Here is a 22,871-nt window from a genome sequence, read left to right on the forward strand (position 1 = left end):
ATTCGTTGATTTGAAAGCAATGTTTTTATGGCATACATTAAAAATAAATTGATCCCCGCTGTTGCAGGATTGATCCTGATCGTAGCAGCATCCTGTAATAAAATTATTGACACGCCTGATGTAACCAACCCGAATGGAGCCGAGCTTTCGACGGTATTGACCAATGCCTCCCGTACCCAGCTGCAGCAATTGGCCACCGGAACTTTTTCTGCCATGCGTACCGGTTACAATACCAATCCGGGAAATGGGACGAGCAGTTATGAGTCCTATTGCAAAGTAACAGGAACGCTGGGCCGGGAAGTATATGTGATCAATAGCTCAGAGACCAGGTGGGTTAATGAACTGGCCGGATTAAACGGAGCGCTCGATCCCGGGGCCTTCTACAATGGATATTATTTTTCCTTTAGCAACGCCCGGCAAACGGCCGCTATATTCCAGCTGTCTGCCTTAAATACTAACGCTATCAACAGCCAGGAGAAATCAGGCATACTGGGTTTTACCAATACAGTCATCGCCTTCGAGATGCTGCATATCCTGAATATGCAGGGAAAAAACGGTATCCGTGTGGATATGCGGGATTATCTCAACCCAGGTCCATTTGTGCCCTATGATTCGGGGCTTGCTGTCATCAGAGGACTGCTCGATACCGCCAGCGCACAACTCCAGGCGGCAGGCAGCGCCTTTATGTTCACCTGTCCTCCGGGATTTTCGGGGTTTGATCAGCCATCAACATTCCTGCAGTTTAACCGTGCGATCGCTGCGAGGGTTGCCCTTTATCAGCGGGATTGGCAGAAGGCTTTGTCTGCCCTGAATGCCAGCTATTTCGATATCAATGGGGCTTTGTCAACAGGACCGGTTTTTAACTGGGGGGTCGCGCCAGATCTTTTGAACCCATTGTATCAACCCTTGGGCAATGCGATTTCGGTAGTGGCCAACAATGCCTTTGTTGCCGAAGCAGAACCCGGAGATGCCCGGTTGAATAAAGTTGTCCAGCGATCTTCAGCACTCAATCTGGTAGGGATATCCGGAAATTATGATGTTAATCTCTACTCTACTAACTTAACTCCTGTATCCATTATCCGTAATGAAGAATTGATATTGATCTATGCAGAATGCATGATCCAACTGGGACAGAATTCCAATGCAGTTCAGGCGTTGAATATCATCCGGACAAAAGCCGGGCACCTGGGTAACTACGCCGGTCAGCAAACTAAGGATGCCCTGATCGATGAACTGCTGAAACAGCGTCGTTATTCCTTATTCTATGAAGGACATCGCTGGATCGATATGCGGCGGTATGGACGACTGACGCAATTGCCAATCGACCAGCCAGGTCAGACCATCTTCGATGCCATGCCAAGGCCCCTGGCCGAGTTGAATTGGGGAAAATAGAGTTGTTTGCAGATAAAAAAGGAGGCTTATTTCACTAAGTGTGCACCCTCTAAAAATCGGCTTTCGACTATAGGATAAACTGGTTCGATAATGTTCCACCAGAGGGTACTAAAAAGGACAAATCGAAAATTGTTTCGATTTGTCCTTTTTGTTTTCGGTAAAACCCGTTTCCAGCGTATATATTAGCTTAACAGCTTCGTTTAGTCAGGTGGTTCTGTAATTAATCCCGTCTAAAACCAGTTTTTCAGGGAACACCTAACCATAATCTGTCGCTTCTTCAATTTATTTTTGCTCCTCACGCACACGCCTGAATGCGTTTAAATACCTCTGCAACTTCGAACTGGTAAATCCTGTATCGGGATGATGTACAGGTTTGTCTACGGTATCCAGCAGGAAAGAGCAGTCAGTTCCTAATCCTACCTGAGACGCACCATGACATCCCTGGCATCCGCCCATCACATAGCCTTTACCGCCATAAATAACATTCACTTTATTATCCATAGGGTGGCCTATAGAGCTGCCTCTGAATTTGGCCAGTATATCATCCGATTCTATCACATAATTAGCAAGGAAGTAGCTAAAGCTGGTGGAATCGCTGGTGGTGGCAGCTTGTACCCCCACTAGCCGATAATACTGCCATATTGATTTGGGGTTTCTCTGTAATATTAAACTATGCGCCGCAGTAGTGGAGCTTGCCACTACCTTCGGTATTGGATGATAGCGTGGATAATTTTTGATGAAAGGGCCTGTCGGGTTCCCCTTACGATCAAGTTTTATATAGCCCATGTCAGTGATATGTCCTGTACCGGCTAAACTATTTTGTACGTCGACCTGTTCGAAGGTAGCAAATACAAAATTCGGGAAGGTTTGGGTTTTATGGATAATGTGTATGCCAATCAGTGCATAGCGTTCATTAACAGCCCTGAATCCATTTGAAGTTTGTGCATAGGTAAGTACTGTCCGCATTACATACCTGGTACTGTCTTCATTGGGTTTAAGTCTGCGCCAGGCTGTCTTAATTTCAATGGCGCCTTCAGTTACCCGCTGATTGTTTCCACAGGGCAGGCAAATTACCCTTCCCTTCCCCTTCCCATTCACGGAGATAGTATCACTTTCACAAGTTGAAGTTGAACCTTTAAAATATGCAGAATCCGCTGTGATGCTATCTTTATTATTGATATTACCTTGGTAGAGCTTTTCTTTGGTGCCAAAGTTTGTCTTGATATAGTTATACTCATCGCGATTCACCTTTGCCTGGTACAACACCTGATATTGCTTATCGTTTGTAATCGACTGCCCAAACACAATACAGGAGCCTATTTCATTGTTTTCATCCAGGTTATTAAATACTGTGGTATCTGTACCTTTGAGCGGCTGCGTCCAATTGTAATAAGTATAGTATGGCACGGTATCGAATTTGCTCATCACATTGGTTGCCGGCCTTAACTCTGTTCTGTGTTTATAAGTTTCCCAAACAAACAGAGGTGGATAAGGGTTCTTATCTGTTTCATACCTCCATTTCTTATCTGGCGTTCCTCTGGTACCAGATTGCTCATAGTCGGATTTCCAGTTCAGCGCAAAAAATTCATCCCAGGCAAAAGTGCAAAGGTTCTGTGGTGTTGCCTGACCTGAAACATCGTGAGGTACATCAGAAGAAATGGTGATGGGAAATGTTTGGCTCACATCCTTCTCAGTAGGAGCAGGTTTGGATTCTTCCGCCACTGCCGGCTTTCTTCGTATCAGCAACATACTTACAGTACCTGCAACTAATATTGCCACAATAAAAACATATTTTTTCATAATTGTTAAATTGAGGGTAAGAACGATTTTATCTGATTTCCATCTTATGAAGATTTTGCTGATTAATGGCCTGTCTTCAGGGGACCGGCACCAGAGTTTCCGTTTTTGCTTGTCATAATGGGAGAATTTATATGATGATAAATTGTTTTTTACATCACATGAATGGGTGCCATTGAAGATACTTGATAAATAAGAGGCTGATCGATTATTATGAGGAGATGAATGTATAATGGTACTGAGGCCTTGCTGTCACTCCTTCCAGATATATAGCACTCCTTACTATTTATCTGAACAGTGATTTAAGTTATATAAAAAACCGGAACTGAAAAAATTGTTTTTTAGCATTGTTTGACTAAAAACAATAGCAAAGGAATAGAAAATGAGTACAAAGCCCCCTACAGTCCCTATTCTCAGCTTTGATTCGCTCACTACTTTACTCACTACAATTGCCGAAGTAATACTTTGGCTTCTTTATGCACAGGGTTTATTGCAAGTGCTTTCTCCATATACAGGCGGGTATTAGATTTATTTTTCAACAAGAAATAACATCTACCAATCAAAAATATTCTCTATATTGTTCGCTGCGGTTCTCGTCCGGAATGCACCTATTTATTCTTGTTCTCGAAAAAAATTATCTATGCACGATATAAAAGTACAATCTCCATTTACCCGCTACCCTGTTGCTCATGCTAATTGCAATAGTGAGAAAGCAATTGCCTTATACCAGGAGATCGACTGGGAAGACCTATATAAGCAGATCGAAGCCAGTGGAAGCAGCCCTGAAAATCCGTTTTACTTTTTCGAAATAGACCGGCAAAATAACCTCGGGGAAAAGGAAACGCTTTGCATTTCCGGATGTTTGTGGGGCCGTGTTGGAATAGGGTATATGCGACCTAAAATGGAACGTAAAGGATTTTTTAAAAAGAAAGATGTACTTAACCCCAGGTTCTCCACACAAATGGATGGTATGGATACGCCGTTTGCATTCTCCTGCCTGCAGGCTTTCGTGAAAGGAGATGTTGGCTACCTGGAGCAAAACCTGTATAATAAAGAAGAAGACGCTGAGCAATAGCGAGACAAAATTGCTGAAAGATTCGGTAAAAAACCTATTCTCGTAGATTATATAGCCACAATGAATAAAGAATTATGCTAATCATTGTTTCTTAAATAGTAAACTGATAATAAGTTTCCCGCGCTCGTCTATCAACTCCTTGAAATCTTTCCCAGATACATGGAACAACTTTTTATAAAGAGGAGCCATGATTAATGGATAGGACAACAGAGAAAATAAGTTCATGAGAAAATGAACCGGATTCATCTTCTCAATCGTTCCTTTGTCCATTTCGTCCGCTGCTTCTTTTAAATAAGACTTTACAGGGTCCGATTCAATGTTGGTGATCAGTTTCTTACCTAAAGTGTTGATCTCAGTAACCAAAAATGTTTCCTGATAGGGAAAAGCAATCATATGCCTGAGAAAAACTGCAATAATATTTTCTGTCTTAGCTTTAAAAGACTGGTCAGAAGTCATGCATTCATTGAGGCGTTGGCTCAAATCCTGCATAGCCTCTTGAAATATCGCAGCAATCAACTGATCTCTCGAACGGAAATAATAATGTAGTGCAGTTCTGTTAACCCCAGCTGCATCTGCGATTTCCTGCGTAGTAGCATGGAGTTTCCCTTCTGCGAAAAGTAGGCGTTTTGCAGTGTCTTTTATATGTTGCTCTGTACCCGTATTTTTTAGCGGCATATTTTTTAAGTTAAACTTATTCTATAGTCAATTCCGATTTCGTTGATAAAATAATCATCATGCGAAATCACTAACAGTGTACCCGAAAAATTTTTTACTGCCAAAGTCAGCACCTCCAAACTCTTAATATCAAGATTATTTGTAGGTTCATCAAGGATCAGTAAATCCGGCGCCTGATTACTTACCAACAAACAACTCAACGATAATTTCATTCTCTCTCCACCACTTAATCCTGAGCATTTTTTATCAAAAGCTTCCGGGTTAAACTGGGAATAAACCAATAATTCTCTTAATTCATGTTCGTCTAACCCGCGTTTATTATGTTCTTGTATTTGTTCATAAACACTTAGTTTCGGATCTATCATTGAGTAGTTCTGATCAAGATAAAAATAAGAAAATTCTGCACTGTTATAACTGCCTTCAAAAGGTTTCAGCTCCCGTGTAATAATTTTCAGCAATGTGGTCTTCCCACTTCCGTTCCCCCCTTCGATCTGTACCCGCTCTCCGGATTTAATCTGAAAGCTAAGATTATTCCATAAAAATTTATCACTATACTTAAAGTTGATACCTGCAATATCGATCAGCAGCGCTCCCGGATTGGGTTCCGGAGCCTTGATGTCGATTTTAAGAATTTCATATTCCTCGATTTGAGCTTTGATCTCTTCAATATTATGCAGAAGAGTGGCTATCTTTTCTTCATGTGCATTTAACATCCTCGCAGTACTGCGTTCGGCTTTGTTTTTTAAACCACCAGCAATAATACGTGGTATGCTCAATCCCGCCGACCGGCCTTTGGATTCCAGCTGCGCCCTTTGGTCAGCCATATCTGTGGCTTTTTTCCCTGACTCTTTCAATGCTTTGGATTGCTCGTTCAACCGGGCGCGCAATGCATTTACTTTTTCCATTTTTTTCTGCTGATAAAAATCAAAATTTCCACCAAATACTTCAATTCCCTTTTCACTAAGTTCCAGTGTTTTGTTCATGAGATTCAATAATGTTCTGTCATGACTCACTATAAGCATGGTTGATTTGCTTTGAAGGATCATCGTGTAAAGTTTCATTCTGGTTTTGATGTCCAGATGATTGGAGGGCTCGTCCAACAAAATAAGATCCGGGCTATTCATATCCATCGCTGAAAGAAAAACTTTGGTCTTCTGGCCGCCGCTTAGACTTCCCAGTAGCCGATTTTCACTTATATTACCCAGCTCCCATTTTTCAAGGACCATCTTAACTTTATTTTCGATATCCCAATCATCATCCAACTGTGTAAAATGCCGTTCATCAGTATCTCCTCCTAAAATAGCATGAAGCGCATCCAGTTTCTTATCAGCTCCTAATGCCTGAGCAACAGACCATGTGTCAAACTCTCCCAAATGTTGTGGCACATACCAGGGTGTCTCCGAATGGATAATCTCTCCCGATGTTAATTCAATTTTTCCTGAAACGATGCGAAGTAGCGTTGATTTACCGGCACCATTTATTCCAACCAATGCAGCCTTTTCTCCATCATTTAAAATAAAATTCAGGTCATGGAATAGCTCCTCATTATCTGGATGAACATAATTCAATGATCTTATAATTAAGCCCACGGTATTTTCTGATTTTAAATATTAACACTTCATTCCAAGAAAACAAATATGGCATTTAATATTCATTTTTGTTAGACAAAATTGTTAAAATAAAAAATTAACAGATAGAAAAGCACCTTAGATAATTTAAACAGATGCTTACCCTTGTGTTCCCTTAAATATATAATGGTAATGCCTGGATAGCGAAAACGTGCGCTGGTAGCAGCATTGGGCGGTATCAAAATCTACAAAAAATGTATACCAATTGCTGATTGACATTATTTTTAATTCTAATCATTTTGTCCTTATCAGTTTTAGTCGTAATTTCGCGCCCTGATTTTACCAAATGCTAGAGCAGAAATGTGGGATAGATTTTACTTTAGAGTCATTGGCCTATTCATTTTATTAAACGGCGCCTTATTATTATTAAAGACCTGGTTGTTAGATAATGGTGTACACCACAATGTGCTACTCTTCGGCAACCTTGCATTAGCTTTACTTTCAGCATTCACCTACAACATGAGCCGCAAAGGCGTACAGGCTGAAAGCAATAGCGTATTTATGCTTCGGGTATACGGTGCAATGATCAGCAGGATGATGCTCTGCCTGGCAGGCATGACCATTTATGCTGTTGTCAACAGAGCTAATACCAGCAAATACACAATTTTTACACTGATGTTCTTCTACGCAGTATATGCCATTAGCGAGAATGTGAGTTTGCAAAAGATCACCAGGGAGAGAAAAACCTCGAAATAAGTGATTTGTCATATAATTTAAAGAGGCTATTCTATTTGGGTAGCCTCTTAACGTATTTCCGGTATATAGGGAAAGTACGCTTCTGTCCGCATTTCCCGCCCCACAATTTCCCCAAAAACTACCCTCTTCCAGGATTCAAACTATTTTTCAAAAACCCGATCGTTTTGTGTGGCTCAATCGTCCAAAAGAAAAAGCGACACAAAATGAACAGTTTAAAAGACAAAGTAGCCGTAGTATTTGCGGCATCGGGAGAAATTGCAGGAGCGGTTGCCCGCTCATTCGCCCAACATGGGGCAAAAGTATATGTGACCGCCCGGAACCTGGATGCGGCAACAGCTTTGGTCGAAGAAATTGTAGCCAATGGCGGCCGCGCTGAAGCCGGTAAAGTGGATGCGCTGAACGAAACCGAGATCGACACCTACTTACAAATGGTAGTGGCTGACAACGGGAAACTGGATATGGTATTTAATGGCATTGGAAGCTACTATAAAGATGCAGGTAGTGGAACATCTAGTACCATGGCCACTTTCGAGCAATTTATGAACCCCTTGCAAAGAATCTGCGGGTCACAGTTCCTGACATCAAGAGTTGCTGCGAAATACATGATCGAATCCGGATCAGCCGGCACCCTCCTACTGCTCAACGCCTCCATGGCAAAGACCAAAACGCCCAATATGGCGGGATTTGCGGCCGCCTGCGCAGCCATAGAAGGATTGACCAGAGTAATGGCTGCTGAGTTTGGTAAACATGGCATCAAGGCTATCTGCATCTGCTCCGGCGCCTTGATGGAGACCAGAAAGATCCAGGAAATGATCAGCGACTTTTCCGCATACGCAGGCATCCCCCGGGAACAAATGGAATCCCAATACACCAAATTTAATATCCTGCCATCAGGGCCTACACTGAAACAACTCGGCGAAACAGCCGCCTTCCTCGTTTCCGAAAACGGAGCGCCTTTTAACAGCCATATTGTCGATTTTGATTGTGGGAAAATAAATGTATTATAGTATCGTCTTCGGACTGCAGACCTCCTTCAACCCGCATTAACAGAAAATACAATGGAAAGAGAAGCAATACTCAATAAAGCCCTGACCGGGGATATCACATCATTTCAACTGCTGTTTGCGGAATTCCAAAATCAGCTGAAATCATATCTCTATCGCCTGGTAACAGATCGTAATGATGTAGACGACCTGACGCATGATACCTTCATCAAGGCATTTGATAAAATATCCACCTTCAACCAGCAGTCTTCCCTCAAAACATGGGTATTTAAAATAGCTACCAACCTGGCTTATGATCATCTGAAGAAATTAAAACGATGGCCCGCGGACGCACAGGACCAGGGCGCCAGTTTAGCCATGGGCACTGAGGGGATCGCGCAATCGTTCAGGATTGTTCACAGCACCTTCAATGCCGGGGCCTATGAGATGAAAGAACATATCGATTTTTGTTTTACCTGCATCTCCAAAACCTTACCCATCGAAAACCAGGTAGCATTGATCCTGAAAGATATTTATGATTTCCCGGTGAAGGAAATATGCCTCATCCTCGATAAGACCGAAGGAGTTGTAAAACATCTGCTGAATGATTCAAGAGAAACAATGACTGAAATTTTTGATCACAGATGTGCCCTCGTAAACAAAAATGGTATCTGTGATCAGTGCAGTCAACTGAATGGCATCTTTAATCCCAAACAGGACCAGCAGGAACAACGCATGAAACTCGATCTGGTAAAAGGATCGAAGAAGTTTGACAGATCGGAACTTTTCGACTTAAGGGCCCAACTCGTTAAGGCGATTGACCCGCTTCACTCTTCAGGCGCTGATCTGCAGGACATTATTATGAGATGCACAAGAACTGCCATTGGAGAAGTAAGTAATTTTTTTGACAAGTAAACATAAAGGAAGTTAGCTGACGGGCCCAGCTAACCTCCTTTATTTGTTGTAACCAGATATCCTCTTTAATTACTGTATTGATAGGCCACTGCAAACTCTTTGGAAAAATCCAGCAAGGTAGTGCCGCCGGCAGACAGAGATTTATTTTTGTTGTAATCTTCCATAAAACTGCCATCCCGCAAGGCTTCGCCAATTTCAACCATATAAACTTTTGCCATTTGTTCTGAAAATCCGCTTTGTACCAATGCATTTAAAAGTTGTTCATCAGAAAACTCAATCCAATTAACACCTGATTTCCCAACTGCATTACTCAATATTTCGGCAATCTCAAAACCGTTCTTCTCATCACTGATAATGTATTGAATTTGTTTACCTGAAAACGACAAGTCATTCAACGCACTGAAAGCGGCGGCTGCTATGTCTTTAGGGTGTGTAAGCGGCAAATTAACTGAACCGCTGAAATTGTTTCCCAGCATATGCTGGTGCCTGATCATTGGTATGGCACCGTAAAAATTAGTCAGGAACATTCCCGGACGCAAATGCAATACATTCACATCCTGCAATTCGTTCAACTTTTCTTCCACATAAAAGTTTGAACCTGTAGGACCCAAACCATTTTTAAGATGAGCACCTACGCTGCTCAGATTTACAGCGTATTTTACACCGGTTGCCTTCAACGCATTAGCATATTGTTCACCAACAGTTTTAATATACGTTTTTAAATCGGCGGTCCGGAAATTAGGCGGTATCATCAAATAAACCGCATCACTTCCTTCAAAAGCGCTTTTAACGAACTCGTAGTCTTCCACCGAACCTACCAACGGAATGGCATTTAATTGTTCGATCTCTTCTACTCTTTCGGCATTGGAAGTTATTACTTTTACTTCGTGTCCGTTTGATACCAACTTATCAATGAGAATGCGGCTGATATTTCCTAAAGAACCCGTTACTGTTACTTTCATATATTTTGTTTAAATTTTCTGGTACAAAAGTAAAATAGCACTTACTTTTGTACAAGTACTTACCCTATAGTATGTATACATATGACAGCGATAAAGGAAACTTCGGTTATACAAGAGAACAAAAACATTGCGTATGCAAATTGTCCGGTAACGTTTGTAATGGAGAGGATTGGCGGATACTGGAAGCCGATTATTCTGTTCAACTTACTGACAGGAACAAAGCGGTACAGCGAACTTAAAAAGTCCATACCGGCCATCACTGAAAAAGTATTGATACAACAGTTGAAACAGCTGGAAATTGACGGACTTATCATCCGGAAATCAAAGCCTGTTGTTCCGCCTTATGTAACGTATCAACTTTCCAAAAAAGGCAGGGAACTAAGACCTGTATTATATGCAATGGCGGAATGGGCAGTAATTAATGGCGGCAAACAATCCAAACAATTTTCAAAACAAATAGAAGACTTCCCGAAAGCGTAAAATTACCTGTTTCTTAAAAAAGAGAAAGGTCAGATAAAATCCGACCTTTCTCTTTTAACTGCAAAATCAATGTGGCCTCAGGAAACAGCGCACGCCATATACCGGCAATTCAACAATTCCAACGCTGCACATGCATCCTCCAGTTGTGCCATAAACTTTTCTGTCGCGGCAGTCACGGTATCCGCCAACTTTTGGTAATACCGGATCCCTTCATTCAGATTATGAAAAAAGGCGGAATAATATTTTGTTTTCTTTGATAGCTGGTCTGAAAGGCTATCGTTTTCCAGGTGTTCCTTCAGATAGGCAATATATAACCGCATTTCCGCGATGAACATATGCGGCCTGTCGGGGTTGCTAAGAATATCGGCCCGGCCGTATATATGGTCCGTCATCGTTTGCAACGAAACTACCTTGGAAAAATTGACAATATTCGGTCCGGGACAAACGGTTACTGCATTCAGTGTTTTAACGAATTTCTCGTTATAATGGATTGCTGCGGCGTTACTCAGTCCTACACACAAACATTCCTTCTCCAGTACACTGTCACACTGCTTTTCATATTCAGCCTCGGGTAAATTCAGCGATTGCAGTTGAGCAATCTTTAACTGCTGGTATTTGCGCGAAGCTGTACAAATAGGCTCTGATGTAAATTCAGTATTAAACGTGAGGTGTTTCTCTGTACACGGACTTCCCGGCTTGCCTTTGGCGATGCGGGATAATCTTTCGCTTTCGCCGGTGGTACCTTTCAGGTAATGAAACCGGGCGCCTAATGGAGAACTGTTGCTCAGTACCACATCCTTTTCCTTTGCGTCGCACAATAATTTCAGGGTCGCTTCATCGACTGTCGTAGCTTCAGGCACCAGTAGAAAAGGTGTCCCCCATCCTGTACCTGCCACCTCATAATGATTACGCAGGAACTCATCTTCTTCGCAGGTGCCTATACCACCTTGTACCGAATACTTCAGTTCAGGCGGGGCCGTTATCTCCCGGCCACTTTTCCGCTTTACAGCAGCCTGATACAGCTCAAACAAGGAAGCGACAAGTTCTTTCCTGTTGGCTTTGAATTCCTCCATGATAGGGCCCAGCAGAAACCCTTCTGTAGCAAAGGCATGTCCGCCGCAATTCAATCCGGATTCAATCCTGAACTCACTCACCCAGATTCCTTTTTTAGCGAGGTATTTACCCTGGATCAGGGCAGAACGGTAATCACTCACTTTAACGATCACCTTCTTCCTGAAAACGCCTGCTGCATCTGCATCAAACTGGCTGCACTCTTCCAGGTAGTTATACAGCCTGGGGTCCATACCGGCAGAAAAAACGACAGATGAATCTGTAAGATCGCTGTTCACATACCCTTTCAGGGCTGTAATAGGGTCCACCGTTTTGGTCATGATGTTCACATCAATAGCGCCGGGCTTTATCTGCGTGCGTAAAAAGGCCTGCAGGTCCAGTTTCTCAGCGGTATTAGTGACATGAAGCATCTTTGTATAAAGATTCTTCAGCAGGGAGTCCTCCGGCAGCATTTCAAAATACTTTACTATTTCAGAACCCTTTTCAAATGCAGCTTTCCTCAGTTTTTCCACCTGAGACTGGACAATTGTATTGACAAGGTTCAGGTAATCGGTGATCCTTTTTTCCCGATGGTTTTCTTCATAATCAGCTATAGGCGTATACTCCTGGTTGATGGTGGGATAATAATGTTTTCTCATCATTTCCATCAGCCGGTCTTCCACAATTGAAATAACTGACGAGATACCATAACGCGCCACTTTTATCGGGCTATCGACCGTGTAGGCCAATCCCATTACCGGGATATGAAATGTATGCATGCTACTTATTTTTTAGTCTTCTCTTCTCCATATATGTTTCCTGCCAAAACCCAGTTGGCTGTCTGTCATCTTTAAGGGGTATGTTGTCTTCGTTTATGCAACAGACAGTGGCACAGGTCTGCTGTTCCAGGAAACCGGTTATCGTTTTATTCATCTCAGCTTTCTTTTCGATGCCTCGTTACCTCAGCGTAAATAATTCCTGCCCATCCGGGCTACACATGACATTTCGGGCCTTCCGCCGGGTCCATTGACAATCCCTTCCCGTTGCTGGTAATGATTATATAGGTATGTATCCCTCGCAAGGGGCCTCCCCTGTTACGGGGATGAAGCAGGTTGTTTATAAGATCCCATTTCGCCATAAAACAGTATTCATGGAGCAAATATATCTATTAAGGATAATTTTATCCTTATTTATTTTTTAAAAGTATAATTTTAAATGAAGAGGCCCCGGGAGTCGCTAATTCCCTCAATCTATATATTTAAAATAAATTACATGTTTTAAAGCCAGGAATAAATATTAAAAAGGACCGACCTTTTGGGCAGTCCTTTTCAATGATGAGATAACTATCATTATTTTGAGCCTGTAGTATTTTTTATGACACGTTCCTGAACCGCTACCTTATTTTCATTTGTAACAGCAGCTGGCTTCATGGCACTTCTACAAAATACCATTTCTGATTATTACCACCATTATCACCCCATTGTTCCACTACCGCATTATCATCATATGAAGCGCCTGTAACATCCAGCAACAAGCCACTTCTCTTACACACCAGTTGATACAACTTTTTGTTATCAGCATCTACATATCCTAAAAACACCAGTTCCCATTTTTGGTTATCAGCATTACCAAAGCCGTACTGTATAACCGCTGTTCCCGGCAGATATGATCCACCGAAAACATCCATTACTTTTTTACTCTTCAGATTTTTAGCAACATAATAGAATTTTCCCTGAGCTGCCTCAATATTGCCCATTTCCCATTTTTTAATGGAATCGTTGCTGTAGCTATATTGTACAATCGTATCGCCATCGGCCACACCTCCGTTCTTGGGATAAATGAGCTTCTTACTGTGCCAGGAATAAATGTTGTAAATGCCCGGAGCCAGATTATTGAAATCCGGCAATACATTACTTAATGCCGCCAGTCCTCTGTTCAAACTCGTACTGGGCAACGTTGCAACATAATGTAAGGTATCAGATAATTTTTTCAGGGAATCACAAAATTTTGTCAGTGAAGCCGGGCTCATTTTTCTCAGTACATTGGGGTCCATAGATGTATAAAATGGTACATCCAGGTGAGCGCCTGCTACAGAGGAACAGTTGTTATTAAATATATTTCTACGCAAACTATCTACTTCAGCTATCAGTATGCCCAGCCGGTAATCGGTCGTTGACGGAGGAATCCAGTTATAAGCGCCTATCAGGTAAGTAATAGACGGCGGAACATTATCCTGACTAGTATCCTTATTCGCGTATTTATTCCAGTACTTCAGCATCTTACAAACACTCAGTACTCTGTCACCGGTCGTAGTTCCTTCCGGAAATTTCCCGTTAAAACCCCCAACGAAACTTGGTGACTCTGTCTCCTCCCAGGTGGCCCCGCCTATCGCGTTATCACTTGTTGTCCCCCACGCCATCTGGGAACACAATTTAGCTGGATGGCAATTCGGGTTTTGAGGATTATTCAACTGGTTAAAAGATCCTAAATCCATGTGGTAATCCAGCCGGGTACCATCAGGGAAAGTAGTATCAGCCTTGATTTCTATAACAGGATCTTTCATTGTAAGATAGTAGTGGGAATTGGCGGTATTGGTGAAAAGACCTGTTAACCAGCTTTGGACCTGCGTTTTAAATGTAAAGGCCGAAATAGTAGCCTGCGCGCCGTTGTCTATCTTAAAAAGCATATTAAGGTCCAGATCTGATGCCTGGCCATCACCAATACTTCTGACAGGAGTATTAGTGCCATAACCACCCACTATGAGAAAGTTGAAATTCGAAAATGTTTTGCCGGGGAAAGTGGAAGTTAGTCTGGTTTTGAGGCTTGAGCTGTCTTTTACTATTCTATTATACTGGTACATTAAAACCTCTTTGTCGCGTGGATTGCTGGTAACAAATCTCGTGTAAGATGTGAAATAGGGTTCCAGCGCAGAGGCTATTTGAGCAGATACAGAAATGGTGGAACAAATAAGTCCAACCAGCAATAGGGCTGTGTTAAAAAAGAGCTTTTTCATAACGTTTTTTTAAGGGTCACTCATAGCTGTCCGGATAGCTCTTAATTAACAGCAATATCGTTTAAGGTACTGAATCCACCATGCACGTGATAAAAGAAGCATGTCTTGTAGCACGCAAAAGCCTTGTAAGCATTAACTTACAAGGCTTTTGTAATTTCCGGATAAACGAAAAGCGGTTGTTTTATTTCTTCACTGCGCTCAGCACTTCTTCTACCAGCACTTTACCAATGATATCTGTTTCATCATTATAATATCCGGCAGTCATCACTACTTCCAGATCGAGAGAAGGTATCATTGAAATTATCTGACCACCGTTGCCTGCAGCTTGTGCCATATCTACCTGTTGCCCGGCTATCTGCGGCCGCGAGCACCAGAATTGAAAACCGTAGCCTACACCATCTTCGCTGCTGTTGACAATCCAGCGGGTAGACTGCGCAATCCAGGATGCAGGAAGCAGCTGCTGCCCCTCCCATTGTCCCTGCTGCATATACAGCCGGCCTACTTTAGCCATATCAATCGGGCGCATACGAAGACCGGAAGGCATCCACGTAATACCATCCGCACGTGTAGTCCAGAAGAACTTCTCTATCCCCAGCGGTTGGAAAAGATAACGGCTGGCAAATTCCCGTATAGTCATGCCCGTACTTCTTTCTACTATCTGTCCGAGCAGATGGGTATTACCGCCGCTATAGTTAAAAACAGTGCCGGGTTTAGCAGCGCTTTTACATTGTAATACAAAACCGGTAGGATCTTGTGCCTCCAGCATTTGTCGCTCGCTGTTGGCAGGGTCTGCATAAGATATACGCTCATTCCAGTCAAGCCCGGAGCTCATCGTCAGCAGATGACGGATGGTGATATCGGCTTTATCACCTGTAGCGTATTGTTTGTAGCCAGGGAAATAATCGAATATCTTGTCATCTATGCTTTTGATCTTCCCTTGCTTCAGCGCAATGCCCACACAGGCAGATACGATGCTTTTGGTAACGCTCCTGCAATCATGCAGACTATCCCTCGTATGGGGTACTTTGCCTACCGGATTGGGAAAAACAGCATCCTCTCCGGCGAAATAGTGTTCATATATGAGTTTGTTTTTTCGGAGAATGATAAGACTGTGAATGTTGTACTTACCACTGTTAATCTCGTTTTCCAGTTTGAGGATTTTTTCTTTGTCTATGTTGGCTTCTTCAAAGGTGCCTGTTTCCTGGTCTGGTGTTTCCGGAAGTGGATCTTCATTTGTTTTGTGACAGGAAAAACATATGACAGCCAGTAGAATGGGAATAATGGTTCTCATAATAAAGATTTTAAAAAATGGTTATGGGGAATTCCCGCTAAAAAACATGCATGCATGATTACGACGGGAAGAGAACGGTTCACCCCTATGCGGCGGTAAAAAAATTCAGTTTTCACTTTAATTCCGGAAATTTGTATTGCTAAAAAGCATGGGAATGAATGGGAACAGCTCCTCCAATCTGCATTGTGTTTATAACACACTCCACTTTATTGAAAAAAACTATGACCAGCCCATTTCAATAAAGCAACTGGAAGAGGTGTCACATTACTCCTACCGGAATATTCAACGGATTTTTAAATATACCTGCGGAGAAACCATTGGCGCGTATCAGAAAAGACTCAGGGTAGAGAACGCATATAAATTAATGTTATACACGAAAGAAAACATCACTTCCATTGCGCTCAAAGTCGGATTCGCCAACCTGGCTTCGTTCTCCAAAGCTTTTAAACAACAATTCAACTGCTCCCCCAAAGAAGCGAAGTCCAACAAAACACTGTTATTCAGCGAAGCTGATATTACGCCGGTTGAATCCGATATAATATTACAGCCTGAGATCATTTACCTGCCATCTGTTCAGGTATATTATGAAAGCGCATTCATCCCATATGAAAACAATGAAATTGAATTGTTATGGGAGCGGTTCATGCAGTATGACTTTGGGGGTACCGGTACAACTTACTTTGGAGTGATAGCCGATGAGCCGCTAATCAGAGAGAAACTGGATTGCAGGTATGATGCCTGCTCTTCCATACAGGCAAAACATAAAACCCTCCCTTCCAAAATGATACTGGGCGGCCGGTACGCACGGTTTATTCACACAGGGACTTATGAAACAATAGAAGAAACATATAAAAATATTTATTCAGGCTGGATACTGGAATCAGAACTGGAGTTTGGCCATACACCTATTATTGAGAGATATATCAAACATCCGGATAATACCGACACGGAAGAAGAACAACTGACAGATATACTATTACCGGTTAAATGAGATTGTCAATTTCGGACAACATTGCACTCGCGTATTCGCCTAGTTTTGTTGTATTGGAAAACAAAGCAACATTATTAATCATGTGTAAAATGGAAAATCTACTCTTACTGTTACCAGCACTTTTATTATCCTGTAATAAAGAAGTGGCCTCCCTGACGCCGGATCCCGGCCCAGGCCCGGCTCCGTCCGATACAGCCATCATGTATACTATGCCGGAAGAATCCAGTCCTCATGAAGGTACCTGGCTTCAGTGGCCTCATCAGTATCAATATGGCAACACTTACCGCAATCGTCTGGATGCCACCTGGATAGCCATGGCTAAAGAACTGGTACAGGGTGAAAAAGTCCATATCGTTGCTTACGATCAAACCGAACAGGAAAGGATCACCTCTCTGCTGGAACAGGAAGCGGTACCTTTAAAAAATATAGACTTCAGCATTTATCCCACAGATGATGTATGGGCAAGAGATAACGGGCCCATCTTTGTAAAAGATAAAAGCGGCAAGTTACTGATTGAAGACTGGGGCTTTAATGGCTGGGGCCGGAAAGCAGCTTATACCAACTGCAATGCCATACCCTCAAAAATCGCCGCTGACAAAGGTTCCGCAGTCATCGACCTTAATAATGTGATGGTCAATGAAGGAGGTAGCGTGGAAATTGATGGAAAAGGAACATTAATGGCCTGCAAAAGTTCTGTCTTAAACAACAATCGGAACCCCGGCATGACACAACAGCAGGCAGAAGCAATATTCACCAAATATCTCGGTATTACCAAGTTCATCTGGCTGGAAGGTAAGGCAGGACTCGATATCACGGATATGCACATAGATGGATTTGCAAGGTTCGCCAATCCTTCTACCATCATAACCATGAACAATGATGACCTGATCTACTGGCAGGTACCTCAGGATGATATCAATAAATTATACGCTGCTACCAACAAGGCTTCTGCTACCTACAAATTTGTAAAAGTACCGCTTACACAAAATGATGTGGTAACCACCTATGGGAAAAACCTGGGTAAAGCGTCCTATATCAACTATTACATCGCCAACAACAGCGTGCTGGTACCAGTATATAATGATCCTAATGATGCAGTGGCTATGAACATCATTCAAAAACTGTATCCTGATAAAAAAGTGGTAGGGATCGATTGCCGCAATCTGTTTGCCAATGGAGGCATGGTACACTGTGTAACACAACAACAACCTCGGTAATATCCATATATTCAGTGCTCGTAAAAAAGCCATAGCACTCCTGCAAAGGAATAATGCTATGGCTTTATACAATTGTGTTAGAATAAAATCAATCTGGTTAGTTAATAGCTGCTATGTTCTTTTTGGCAATTTTGAATTTACCTTCAGTAATCTCCTTCTCACTTCTTACACCTTCGGCATTGGTTCCTTTCGCTGTTCCACTGAAAGTACCTTCCACAAATTCACCATCATAACTGGTAATCTCGATCTTGAAGGTGGTTGGGGCATCCGGATCCTTTAGATTTGTGCCTGAAGCATAGAAGTAATCCTGAAGGCCATGATCCGGAGTAGATATCTGCCATTGAATGGCATTATCAATACCTGGAGACTTAACATAAACTCCCTTTTTGATTTCATGTCCTTCAAGGTGGATTCTTAAATAAAGCAGGGCCTTTCCTTTTTGTTTTGCCGCTTCCTTATCCACGCCGTTTATTTCAAACAAGGAGGATTCAGGATTGGTTTTTTGAATAGCGCCTTTGGCAGTCAGCGAATCGACATAGGTAACGCCATCCAATTTCATACTAATCCATTCAACAGATGGTTTTTTTTCAATGGGTGGTTCTACTTTGGGTTCGTTGTGGTCTTTCTTGCAAGCAGCAGAAAGTAGAATCATAAGCATAAATGCTGGTACAGCTAGTGGTTTCAGTGGTTTCATATCGTTTAACATTTAATAAAGACAATTCCGTCTGGTGACGGCAATTTTTAGATACAATTGTGTCAGAAATAAACTAATCTGGTTATCAAGTCCCAATCCTTCCTTTGGCAATTTTGAATTTACCTTCAGTAATAACTTTCTCACCTTTTTCACTTAGGGTATTGGTACCGTAAGCTTTTCCGCTGAAAGTGCCTTCTACAAATACACCATCATTACTGGTGATCTCAATCCTGAATGGGGCGTCCGGATGCTGGAGATTTGTGCCTGTAGCGTGATAGACTTCCTGAAGGCCTTCATTCTCAATAAATGTCTGCCAATCAATGGCATTGTCAATACCCGTTTTAACCTTATCATAAACTCCCTTCCTGATTTCATGCCCTTCCAGGTTGATTCTTAAATGAAGAAAAGCTCTTTCCTTATCTTTTGGCTGCAAAGGATCAATCCCCAGTATCTCAAGCGTCGAAGATTCTACAGTGGATTTTTGCATAAAACTTTTGGTCGTCAGCGAATCGACAAAAGTTACACCATCTACTTTCATACTTATCCATTCATCGGATTTTTTTGTTTCAATGGGCGGTTCTACTTTGGGTTCGTTGTGGTCTTTCTTGCAAGCAGCAGAAAGTAAAATCATAAGCATAAATGCTGGCACAGCTAGTGGTTTCAGTGGTTTCATATCGTTTAACATTTAATAAAGACGGTTCCGTCAGGTGACGGCAATTAAAAATGGTTTCCACAATTGTATGAGACTGCTTAATCAAATGTTCGGCCAACTAATCTTAACCAAAGGAAATATTTTCACCTGGATAAGTTCGTATATCCGACAGGGTTTTATCCTATTTTAAAACCTTTATCTTACAATAAAAAAATCCACATCATGAAATCCGGTATCACATTGCTAATATGGGTAGTGATGCTGCTTATATCCTGCAGTAACCCTAACAAACCCTCAAACAGCCAACCCTATTCTGCCTACCTACAGGATACCACATCCGGTATTAAAAGCGGCGGCATACAAGTCATTCCCATCAATACGCCCAAAGGGAAATTTAATGTCTGGACCAAACGTATCGGTAACAACCCCAAAATAAAGTTACTGCTGTTAAATGGCGGTCCTGGCGCTACTCATGAGTGTTTCGAATGTATGGAGAGTTTTCTGCCTGCCGAAGGCATAGAATTCATTTATTATGACCAGCTTGGCTGCGGTAATTCAGACAACCCCAAAGACACGTCCATGTGGGACCTGTCCCGCTATGTGGAAGAAGTAGAGCAGGTACGGCAGGCGCTCAAACTGGATAAAGAAAATTTCTATCTGTTGGGACATTCCTGGGGCGGACTGCTGGCAGCCCAGTATGCATTAAAATATCAGCAACACCTGAAAGGTCTTATCATCTCCAACATGATGATGAGCATTCCTGCGTATGCTAAGTATGCAGAGAATGTACTCGCCAAACAGTTTGACCCGAAAGTATTGGCAAGGATACGGGAACTGGAAGCAAAAAAAGACTTCTCCAACCCTGACTATATGAACCTGCTGATGGCTCATTTTTATACCAAACATGTACTCCGCCTGCCCCTGGACCAATGGCCGGAGCCGGTCAACCGCTCCCTGGGCAAAATCAATCAATCACTGTATGTAACGATGCAGGGACCCAGTGAATTCGGTACCAGCGGGAAACTGGAAAAATGGGACATTACCGCCGAACTATCTAAACTCACAGTTCCTACTCTGACAGTGGGCTCACAGTTTGACACTATGGACCCCGAACATATGAAATGGGTGTCCAAACAGGTACAAAATGGCAGCTATCTGTACTGCGCCAATGGCAGCCATATGTCCCTGTACGATGATCAGCAAACTTATATGACTGGTATTATTAAATTTATCAAAGGCGTGGATGCGGGAGAAAAGAAAATGAATTTACAGTAAGATAAAGAAAGGCTTGTAAGTCAATGCTTACAAGCCTTTCAAATTTCAGTGACATTATATTACATAGCAGTTTTAACCGGAAACAGAGAAAACGTATATCCATTACTATTACAATGAAGGATATATGCCATCAACATATCTTCCTCCTCTTTCTGCATATCAAAATATTTTCCGTTTAGTGCTGCTATCACTTTTTTCAGAGAAAGCTGTAGTAACAACGGCCATTTCAACAACGGATGAATTTCTTTTCTGTTATAAAAAATCATACAGGCCACAGCACCAGCTGCCCGCAACATGGTATACCGCTCCGCATAATGAAACACGGCCGCTTCCATCTCGTAAGGCGTTTTACTTTGGCCCTTTTCATGCAGAAACCATTGCCGTACCTTTTCCATTTCCCGGATCAGCAGATCCAGCATTTCGATGATAGCGGAAACCCCTTCCTCTTCTGCCATATCTTCCTTATTTAATGCTTCCTTCAGGTACTGGCATCCAAATGCCAGGTCGTCCTTGCCTTTGGACAAGAGCGACAAACGCGAAAAATCAACCGGAGGCAATTCCACATCCCGCTGATATACCTGCCGCAGCGTCTCCGGATCAGGCTGACGAATTGTTTCAGCCAATGCAAACACCACTTCCAGCTGTTTGATCACCAGTTGATAGTTCACATACGTATTCCCATCAAACACCGGGATAATAGCATTGTCCCGGGCCTGCTTCTGGAAGATACGGTAATCCGTTTCACTGGTGATAAACGACCTTGCACCCAGCAGGCCGGAAAGCACGCCCGTAGCCTTCTCCACCAGGGAAGGCACAAACGCCTTCACCATCACGGATAACAGCGACAACTGTGATGGCAATACCTGTGCTGCTCTTATGCCGGAGAGACAGAAAGATTCTGCCAGCAACATATCCAGCAGAATACTGGTGAGTTTTAACCGGAGTACGGGAATATGAATGATTTCATTTTTATACAGCATCCGCTGTCTGCAAAAGTCAACAGCTGTTCTGAACAAGGTATCCAGCGAGCCTAACGCCAGGCCTCCCAGCAGCAGCTTGGACACCTGCATAGAAGTGACTGCCAGCTCAAACCCCATCCCCTGCTTGCCTACAAGCGATGTCCCCTGGACCGGGTGCCCGTTGAAGACCAGGCCTCCCAGGTCGAGCCCCTTCATCCCTACCGTATGAATTCTGTCAAGGCCCGTTACCGTTATACTGTCAGCTGCCTCTCCCAGGGTAGGCGTATACAACATGGAATAGGCCCGCGGACCGCTATCCGGCGATGTTTTAGCTAATACGCTGGTGAAGCTGCTTTTGGAAGCATGATTAAACAACCACTTCTCCCCTGACAATTCGAAGGTATCTGTTTCTGCATCATAATCTGCCAACACCCGTGTCTGCAGCAGATCGCTGCCGTTCTCCCGCTCCGTCAGTGAGAAGGCTATTTTTTTATGACACAGGATATCCGCTGCCACCTTATGTCTCAACGTTTCACTACCGGCCACCCATACACTCAGCGCACCCAGAAAAGTGCCACCATAGGCAATAGCAGTGGTAAGGTCGCGCCTTGCCAGCAGAAACCAGTAATAGTAGATATCCCGCAGATCTGTTAGTTTTCCGCCATAGGCAGCCGGAATAAAATACCGGTGCAGGCCCCATTGATTGAGGGCCTCCACTTGCTGTTCCGGATACAGGGCTTTTTCATCCAGGGCCAACAGGCTGTCAAAGCTGAACAGACCATCTTTTTTATTGACACCGCCCAGAAAAGTTTCAAAATCATGATAGGTAATAACATCAGCCAGCATAGGGATATTTTTATATCACAGGAGCTTCATCATGAATAAACTGCGCCAGCTGGCTGATAGTAGGATAATCCCATACACTCGTGGCAGGTATCTCCACACCAATCAGCGCCTCAATTTCACCCACCATGCCCAGTGCTTCCATTGAATCCAGGCCGTAGTCGAGAATGTCTTTGTCCAGGCGGATAGCAGAAGTCGGCAGGTTCAGTTTTACAGAGAGTTTTCTGACGATCCAGTTCGAAATTTCTTCTACAGTATACTTTTTCATATCACAAATATTTTA

Annotated in this window: 20 protein-coding genes; 9 read left to right on the forward strand and 11 right to left on the reverse strand. The window is 42.8% G+C overall.

All coding sequences use genetic code 11. The annotated features are described in order from the left end of the window. The first annotated feature begins 27 nt into the window (after positions 1–27). Positions 28–1,392, forward strand: a complete 1,365-nt coding sequence (locus DF182_RS05210) for a RagB/SusD family nutrient uptake outer membrane protein (protein ID WP_113614602.1) — start codon at positions 28–30, stop codon at positions 1,390–1,392. Between the two features lie 282 nt (positions 1,393–1,674). Here the strand turns inward: DF182_RS05210 and DF182_RS05215 are convergent, their stop codons facing one another. Beyond that, positions 1,675–3,192, reverse strand: coding sequence for a hypothetical protein (locus tag DF182_RS05215; protein ID WP_113614603.1), 1,518 nt, complete (start codon positions 3,190–3,192; stop codon positions 1,675–1,677). 637 nt (positions 3,193–3,829) lie between these two features. On the opposite strand from DF182_RS05215, the gene DF182_RS05220 reads away from it, so the two are divergent. Next, the gene (locus DF182_RS05220) at positions 3,830–4,264 is read left to right on the forward strand and encodes a hypothetical protein (protein WP_113614604.1); all 435 of its coding nucleotides are present in this window, start codon (positions 3,830–3,832) and stop codon (positions 4,262–4,264) included. Between the two features lie 81 nt (positions 4,265–4,345). On the opposite strand, the gene DF182_RS05225 is transcribed toward DF182_RS05220, so the two are convergent. Beyond that, on the reverse strand, positions 4,346–4,939 hold the full coding sequence (locus DF182_RS05225; RefSeq protein WP_113614605.1) for a TetR/AcrR family transcriptional regulator: 594 nt from the start codon (positions 4,937–4,939) through the stop codon (positions 4,346–4,348). Positions 4,940–4,944: 5 nt separating this feature from the next. Then, positions 4,945–6,528, reverse strand: a complete 1,584-nt coding sequence (locus DF182_RS05230; RefSeq protein ID WP_113614606.1) for an ABC-F family ATP-binding cassette domain-containing protein — start codon at positions 6,526–6,528, stop codon at positions 4,945–4,947. Positions 6,529–6,945: 417 nt separating this feature from the next. On the opposite strand from DF182_RS05230, the gene DF182_RS05235 reads away from it, so the two are divergent. The 3 genes from DF182_RS05235 to DF182_RS05245 all read left to right on the forward strand — a co-directional run bounded on the left by DF182_RS05235 (position 6,946) and on the right by DF182_RS05245 (position 9,161). Further along, complete coding sequence (locus tag DF182_RS05235; RefSeq protein WP_147243350.1) at positions 6,946–7,263, forward strand: hypothetical protein; 318 nt, start codon at positions 6,946–6,948, stop codon at positions 7,261–7,263. Positions 7,264–7,466: 203 nt separating this feature from the next. Continuing rightward, on the forward strand, positions 7,467–8,270 hold the full coding sequence (locus tag DF182_RS05240) for an SDR family NAD(P)-dependent oxidoreductase (protein WP_113614608.1): 804 nt from the start codon (positions 7,467–7,469) through the stop codon (positions 8,268–8,270). Between the two features lie 51 nt (positions 8,271–8,321). Continuing rightward, entirely contained in the window at positions 8,322–9,161 is an 840-nt protein-coding gene (locus tag DF182_RS05245; protein ID WP_113614609.1) for an RNA polymerase sigma factor, read from the forward strand. 65 nt (positions 9,162–9,226) lie between these two features. Here the strand turns inward: DF182_RS05245 and DF182_RS05250 are convergent, their stop codons facing one another. Next, the gene (locus DF182_RS05250) at positions 9,227–10,123 is read right to left on the reverse strand and encodes an NmrA family NAD(P)-binding protein (protein ID WP_113614610.1); all 897 of its coding nucleotides are present in this window, start codon (positions 10,121–10,123) and stop codon (positions 9,227–9,229) included. An 81-nt stretch (positions 10,124–10,204) separates the two neighbouring features. Here DF182_RS05250 and DF182_RS05255 point away from each other — a divergent pair, with 81 nt between their 5' ends. Then, positions 10,205–10,603 carry a winged helix-turn-helix transcriptional regulator gene (locus DF182_RS05255; RefSeq protein WP_113614611.1) on the forward strand — a complete coding sequence of 133 codons (399 nt, stop codon included), beginning with the start codon at positions 10,205–10,207 and terminating at the stop codon, positions 10,601–10,603. Positions 10,604–10,680: 77 nt separating this feature from the next. On the opposite strand, the gene DF182_RS05260 is transcribed toward DF182_RS05255, so the two are convergent. The 3 genes from DF182_RS05260 to DF182_RS05270 all read right to left on the reverse strand — a co-directional run bounded on the left by DF182_RS05260 (position 10,681) and on the right by DF182_RS05270 (position 15,957). Beyond that, on the reverse strand, positions 10,681–12,432 hold the full coding sequence (locus tag DF182_RS05260) for a hypothetical protein (RefSeq protein ID WP_113614612.1): 1,752 nt from the start codon (positions 12,430–12,432) through the stop codon (positions 10,681–10,683). 647 nt (positions 12,433–13,079) lie between these two features. After that, complete coding sequence (locus DF182_RS05265; RefSeq protein WP_113614613.1) at positions 13,080–14,666, reverse strand: RICIN domain-containing protein; 1,587 nt, start codon at positions 14,664–14,666, stop codon at positions 13,080–13,082. Positions 14,667–14,847: 181 nt separating this feature from the next. After that, on the reverse strand, positions 14,848–15,957 hold the full coding sequence (locus DF182_RS05270; RefSeq protein WP_113614614.1) for a serine hydrolase domain-containing protein: 1,110 nt from the start codon (positions 15,955–15,957) through the stop codon (positions 14,848–14,850). 154 nt (positions 15,958–16,111) lie between these two features. Here DF182_RS05270 and DF182_RS05275 point away from each other — a divergent pair, with 154 nt between their 5' ends. Both DF182_RS05275 and DF182_RS05280 read left to right on the forward strand, forming a co-directional pair. After that, positions 16,112–16,948 carry an AraC family transcriptional regulator gene (locus DF182_RS05275; RefSeq protein ID WP_113614615.1) on the forward strand — a complete coding sequence of 279 codons (837 nt, stop codon included), beginning with the start codon at positions 16,112–16,114 and terminating at the stop codon, positions 16,946–16,948. Between the two features lie 89 nt (positions 16,949–17,037). Next, a complete protein-coding gene (locus tag DF182_RS05280; protein ID WP_211327055.1) occupies positions 17,038–18,165 on the forward strand; it encodes an agmatine deiminase family protein in 1,128 nt (375 codons plus the stop codon). A gap of 97 nt (positions 18,166–18,262) precedes the next feature. Here the strand turns inward: DF182_RS05280 and DF182_RS05285 are convergent, their stop codons facing one another. Together DF182_RS05285 and DF182_RS05290 are read right to left on the reverse strand one after the other, a co-directional pair. After that, positions 18,263–18,859 (reverse strand): hypothetical protein, encoded by a 597-nt coding sequence (locus DF182_RS05285; RefSeq protein ID WP_147243351.1) that lies wholly within the window; start codon positions 18,857–18,859, stop codon positions 18,263–18,265. 85 nt (positions 18,860–18,944) lie between these two features. After that, positions 18,945–19,532 carry a hypothetical protein gene (locus DF182_RS05290; RefSeq protein WP_147243352.1) on the reverse strand — a complete coding sequence of 196 codons (588 nt, stop codon included), beginning with the start codon at positions 19,530–19,532 and terminating at the stop codon, positions 18,945–18,947. Positions 19,533–19,733: 201 nt separating this feature from the next. Here DF182_RS05290 and DF182_RS05295 point away from each other — a divergent pair, with 201 nt between their 5' ends. Beyond that, entirely contained in the window at positions 19,734–20,786 is a 1,053-nt protein-coding gene (locus DF182_RS05295) for a proline iminopeptidase-family hydrolase (RefSeq protein WP_113614619.1), read from the forward strand. Positions 20,787–20,845: 59 nt separating this feature from the next. Here the strand turns inward: DF182_RS05295 and DF182_RS05300 are convergent, their stop codons facing one another. Together DF182_RS05300 and DF182_RS05305 are read right to left on the reverse strand one after the other, a co-directional pair. Further along, a complete protein-coding gene (locus tag DF182_RS05300; protein WP_113614620.1) occupies positions 20,846–22,591 on the reverse strand; it encodes an acyl-CoA dehydrogenase family protein in 1,746 nt (581 codons plus the stop codon). 10 nt (positions 22,592–22,601) lie between these two features. After that, on the reverse strand, positions 22,602–22,856 hold the full coding sequence (locus tag DF182_RS05305; RefSeq protein ID WP_113614621.1) for an acyl carrier protein: 255 nt from the start codon (positions 22,854–22,856) through the stop codon (positions 22,602–22,604). Positions 22,857–22,871 lie beyond the last annotated feature (15 nt).

Origin of the sequence: Chitinophaga flava, from assembly GCF_003308995.1 — a bacterium.
Classification (GTDB): Bacteria; Bacteroidota; Bacteroidia; order Chitinophagales; family Chitinophagaceae; genus Chitinophaga; species Chitinophaga flava.

Excerpts from the sequence above, each read along its gene's own strand:
- DF182_RS05210 (WP_113614602.1), top strand. The coding sequence starts at position 28 with ATGGCATACATTAAAAATAAATTGATCCCCGCTGTTGCAGGATTGATC.
- DF182_RS05215 (WP_113614603.1), bottom strand. The coding sequence starts at position 3,192 with ATGAAAAAATATGTTTTTATTGTGGCAATATTAGTTGCAGGTACTGTA.
- DF182_RS05220 (WP_113614604.1), top strand. The coding sequence starts at position 3,830 with ATGCACGATATAAAAGTACAATCTCCATTTACCCGCTACCCTGTTGCT.
- DF182_RS05225 (WP_113614605.1), bottom strand. The coding sequence starts at position 4,939 with ATGCCGCTAAAAAATACGGGTACAGAGCAACATATAAAAGACACTGCA.
- DF182_RS05240 (WP_113614608.1), top strand. The coding sequence starts at position 7,467 with ATGAACAGTTTAAAAGACAAAGTAGCCGTAGTATTTGCGGCATCGGGA.
- DF182_RS05245 (WP_113614609.1), top strand. The coding sequence starts at position 8,322 with ATGGAAAGAGAAGCAATACTCAATAAAGCCCTGACCGGGGATATCACA.
- DF182_RS05250 (WP_113614610.1), bottom strand. The coding sequence starts at position 10,123 with ATGAAAGTAACAGTAACGGGTTCTTTAGGAAATATCAGCCGCATTCTC.
- DF182_RS05255 (WP_113614611.1), top strand. The coding sequence starts at position 10,205 with ATGACAGCGATAAAGGAAACTTCGGTTATACAAGAGAACAAAAACATT.
- DF182_RS05260 (WP_113614612.1), bottom strand. The coding sequence starts at position 12,432 with ATGCATACATTTCATATCCCGGTAATGGGATTGGCCTACACGGTCGAT.
- DF182_RS05265 (WP_113614613.1), bottom strand. The coding sequence starts at position 14,666 with ATGAAAAAGCTCTTTTTTAACACAGCCCTATTGCTGGTTGGACTTATT.
- DF182_RS05270 (WP_113614614.1), bottom strand. The coding sequence starts at position 15,957 with ATGAGAACCATTATTCCCATTCTACTGGCTGTCATATGTTTTTCCTGT.
- DF182_RS05275 (WP_113614615.1), top strand. The coding sequence starts at position 16,112 with ATGAATGGGAACAGCTCCTCCAATCTGCATTGTGTTTATAACACACTC.
- DF182_RS05280 (WP_211327055.1), top strand. The coding sequence starts at position 17,038 with ATGGAAAATCTACTCTTACTGTTACCAGCACTTTTATTATCCTGTAAT.
- DF182_RS05285 (WP_147243351.1), bottom strand. The coding sequence starts at position 18,859 with ATGAAACCACTGAAACCACTAGCTGTACCAGCATTTATGCTTATGATT.
- DF182_RS05290 (WP_147243352.1), bottom strand. The coding sequence starts at position 19,532 with ATGAAACCACTGAAACCACTAGCTGTGCCAGCATTTATGCTTATGATT.
- DF182_RS05295 (WP_113614619.1), top strand. The coding sequence starts at position 19,734 with ATGAAATCCGGTATCACATTGCTAATATGGGTAGTGATGCTGCTTATA.
- DF182_RS05300 (WP_113614620.1), bottom strand. The coding sequence starts at position 22,591 with ATGCTGGCTGATGTTATTACCTATCATGATTTTGAAACTTTTCTGGGC.
- DF182_RS05305 (WP_113614621.1), bottom strand. The coding sequence starts at position 22,856 with ATGAAAAAGTATACTGTAGAAGAAATTTCGAACTGGATCGTCAGAAAA.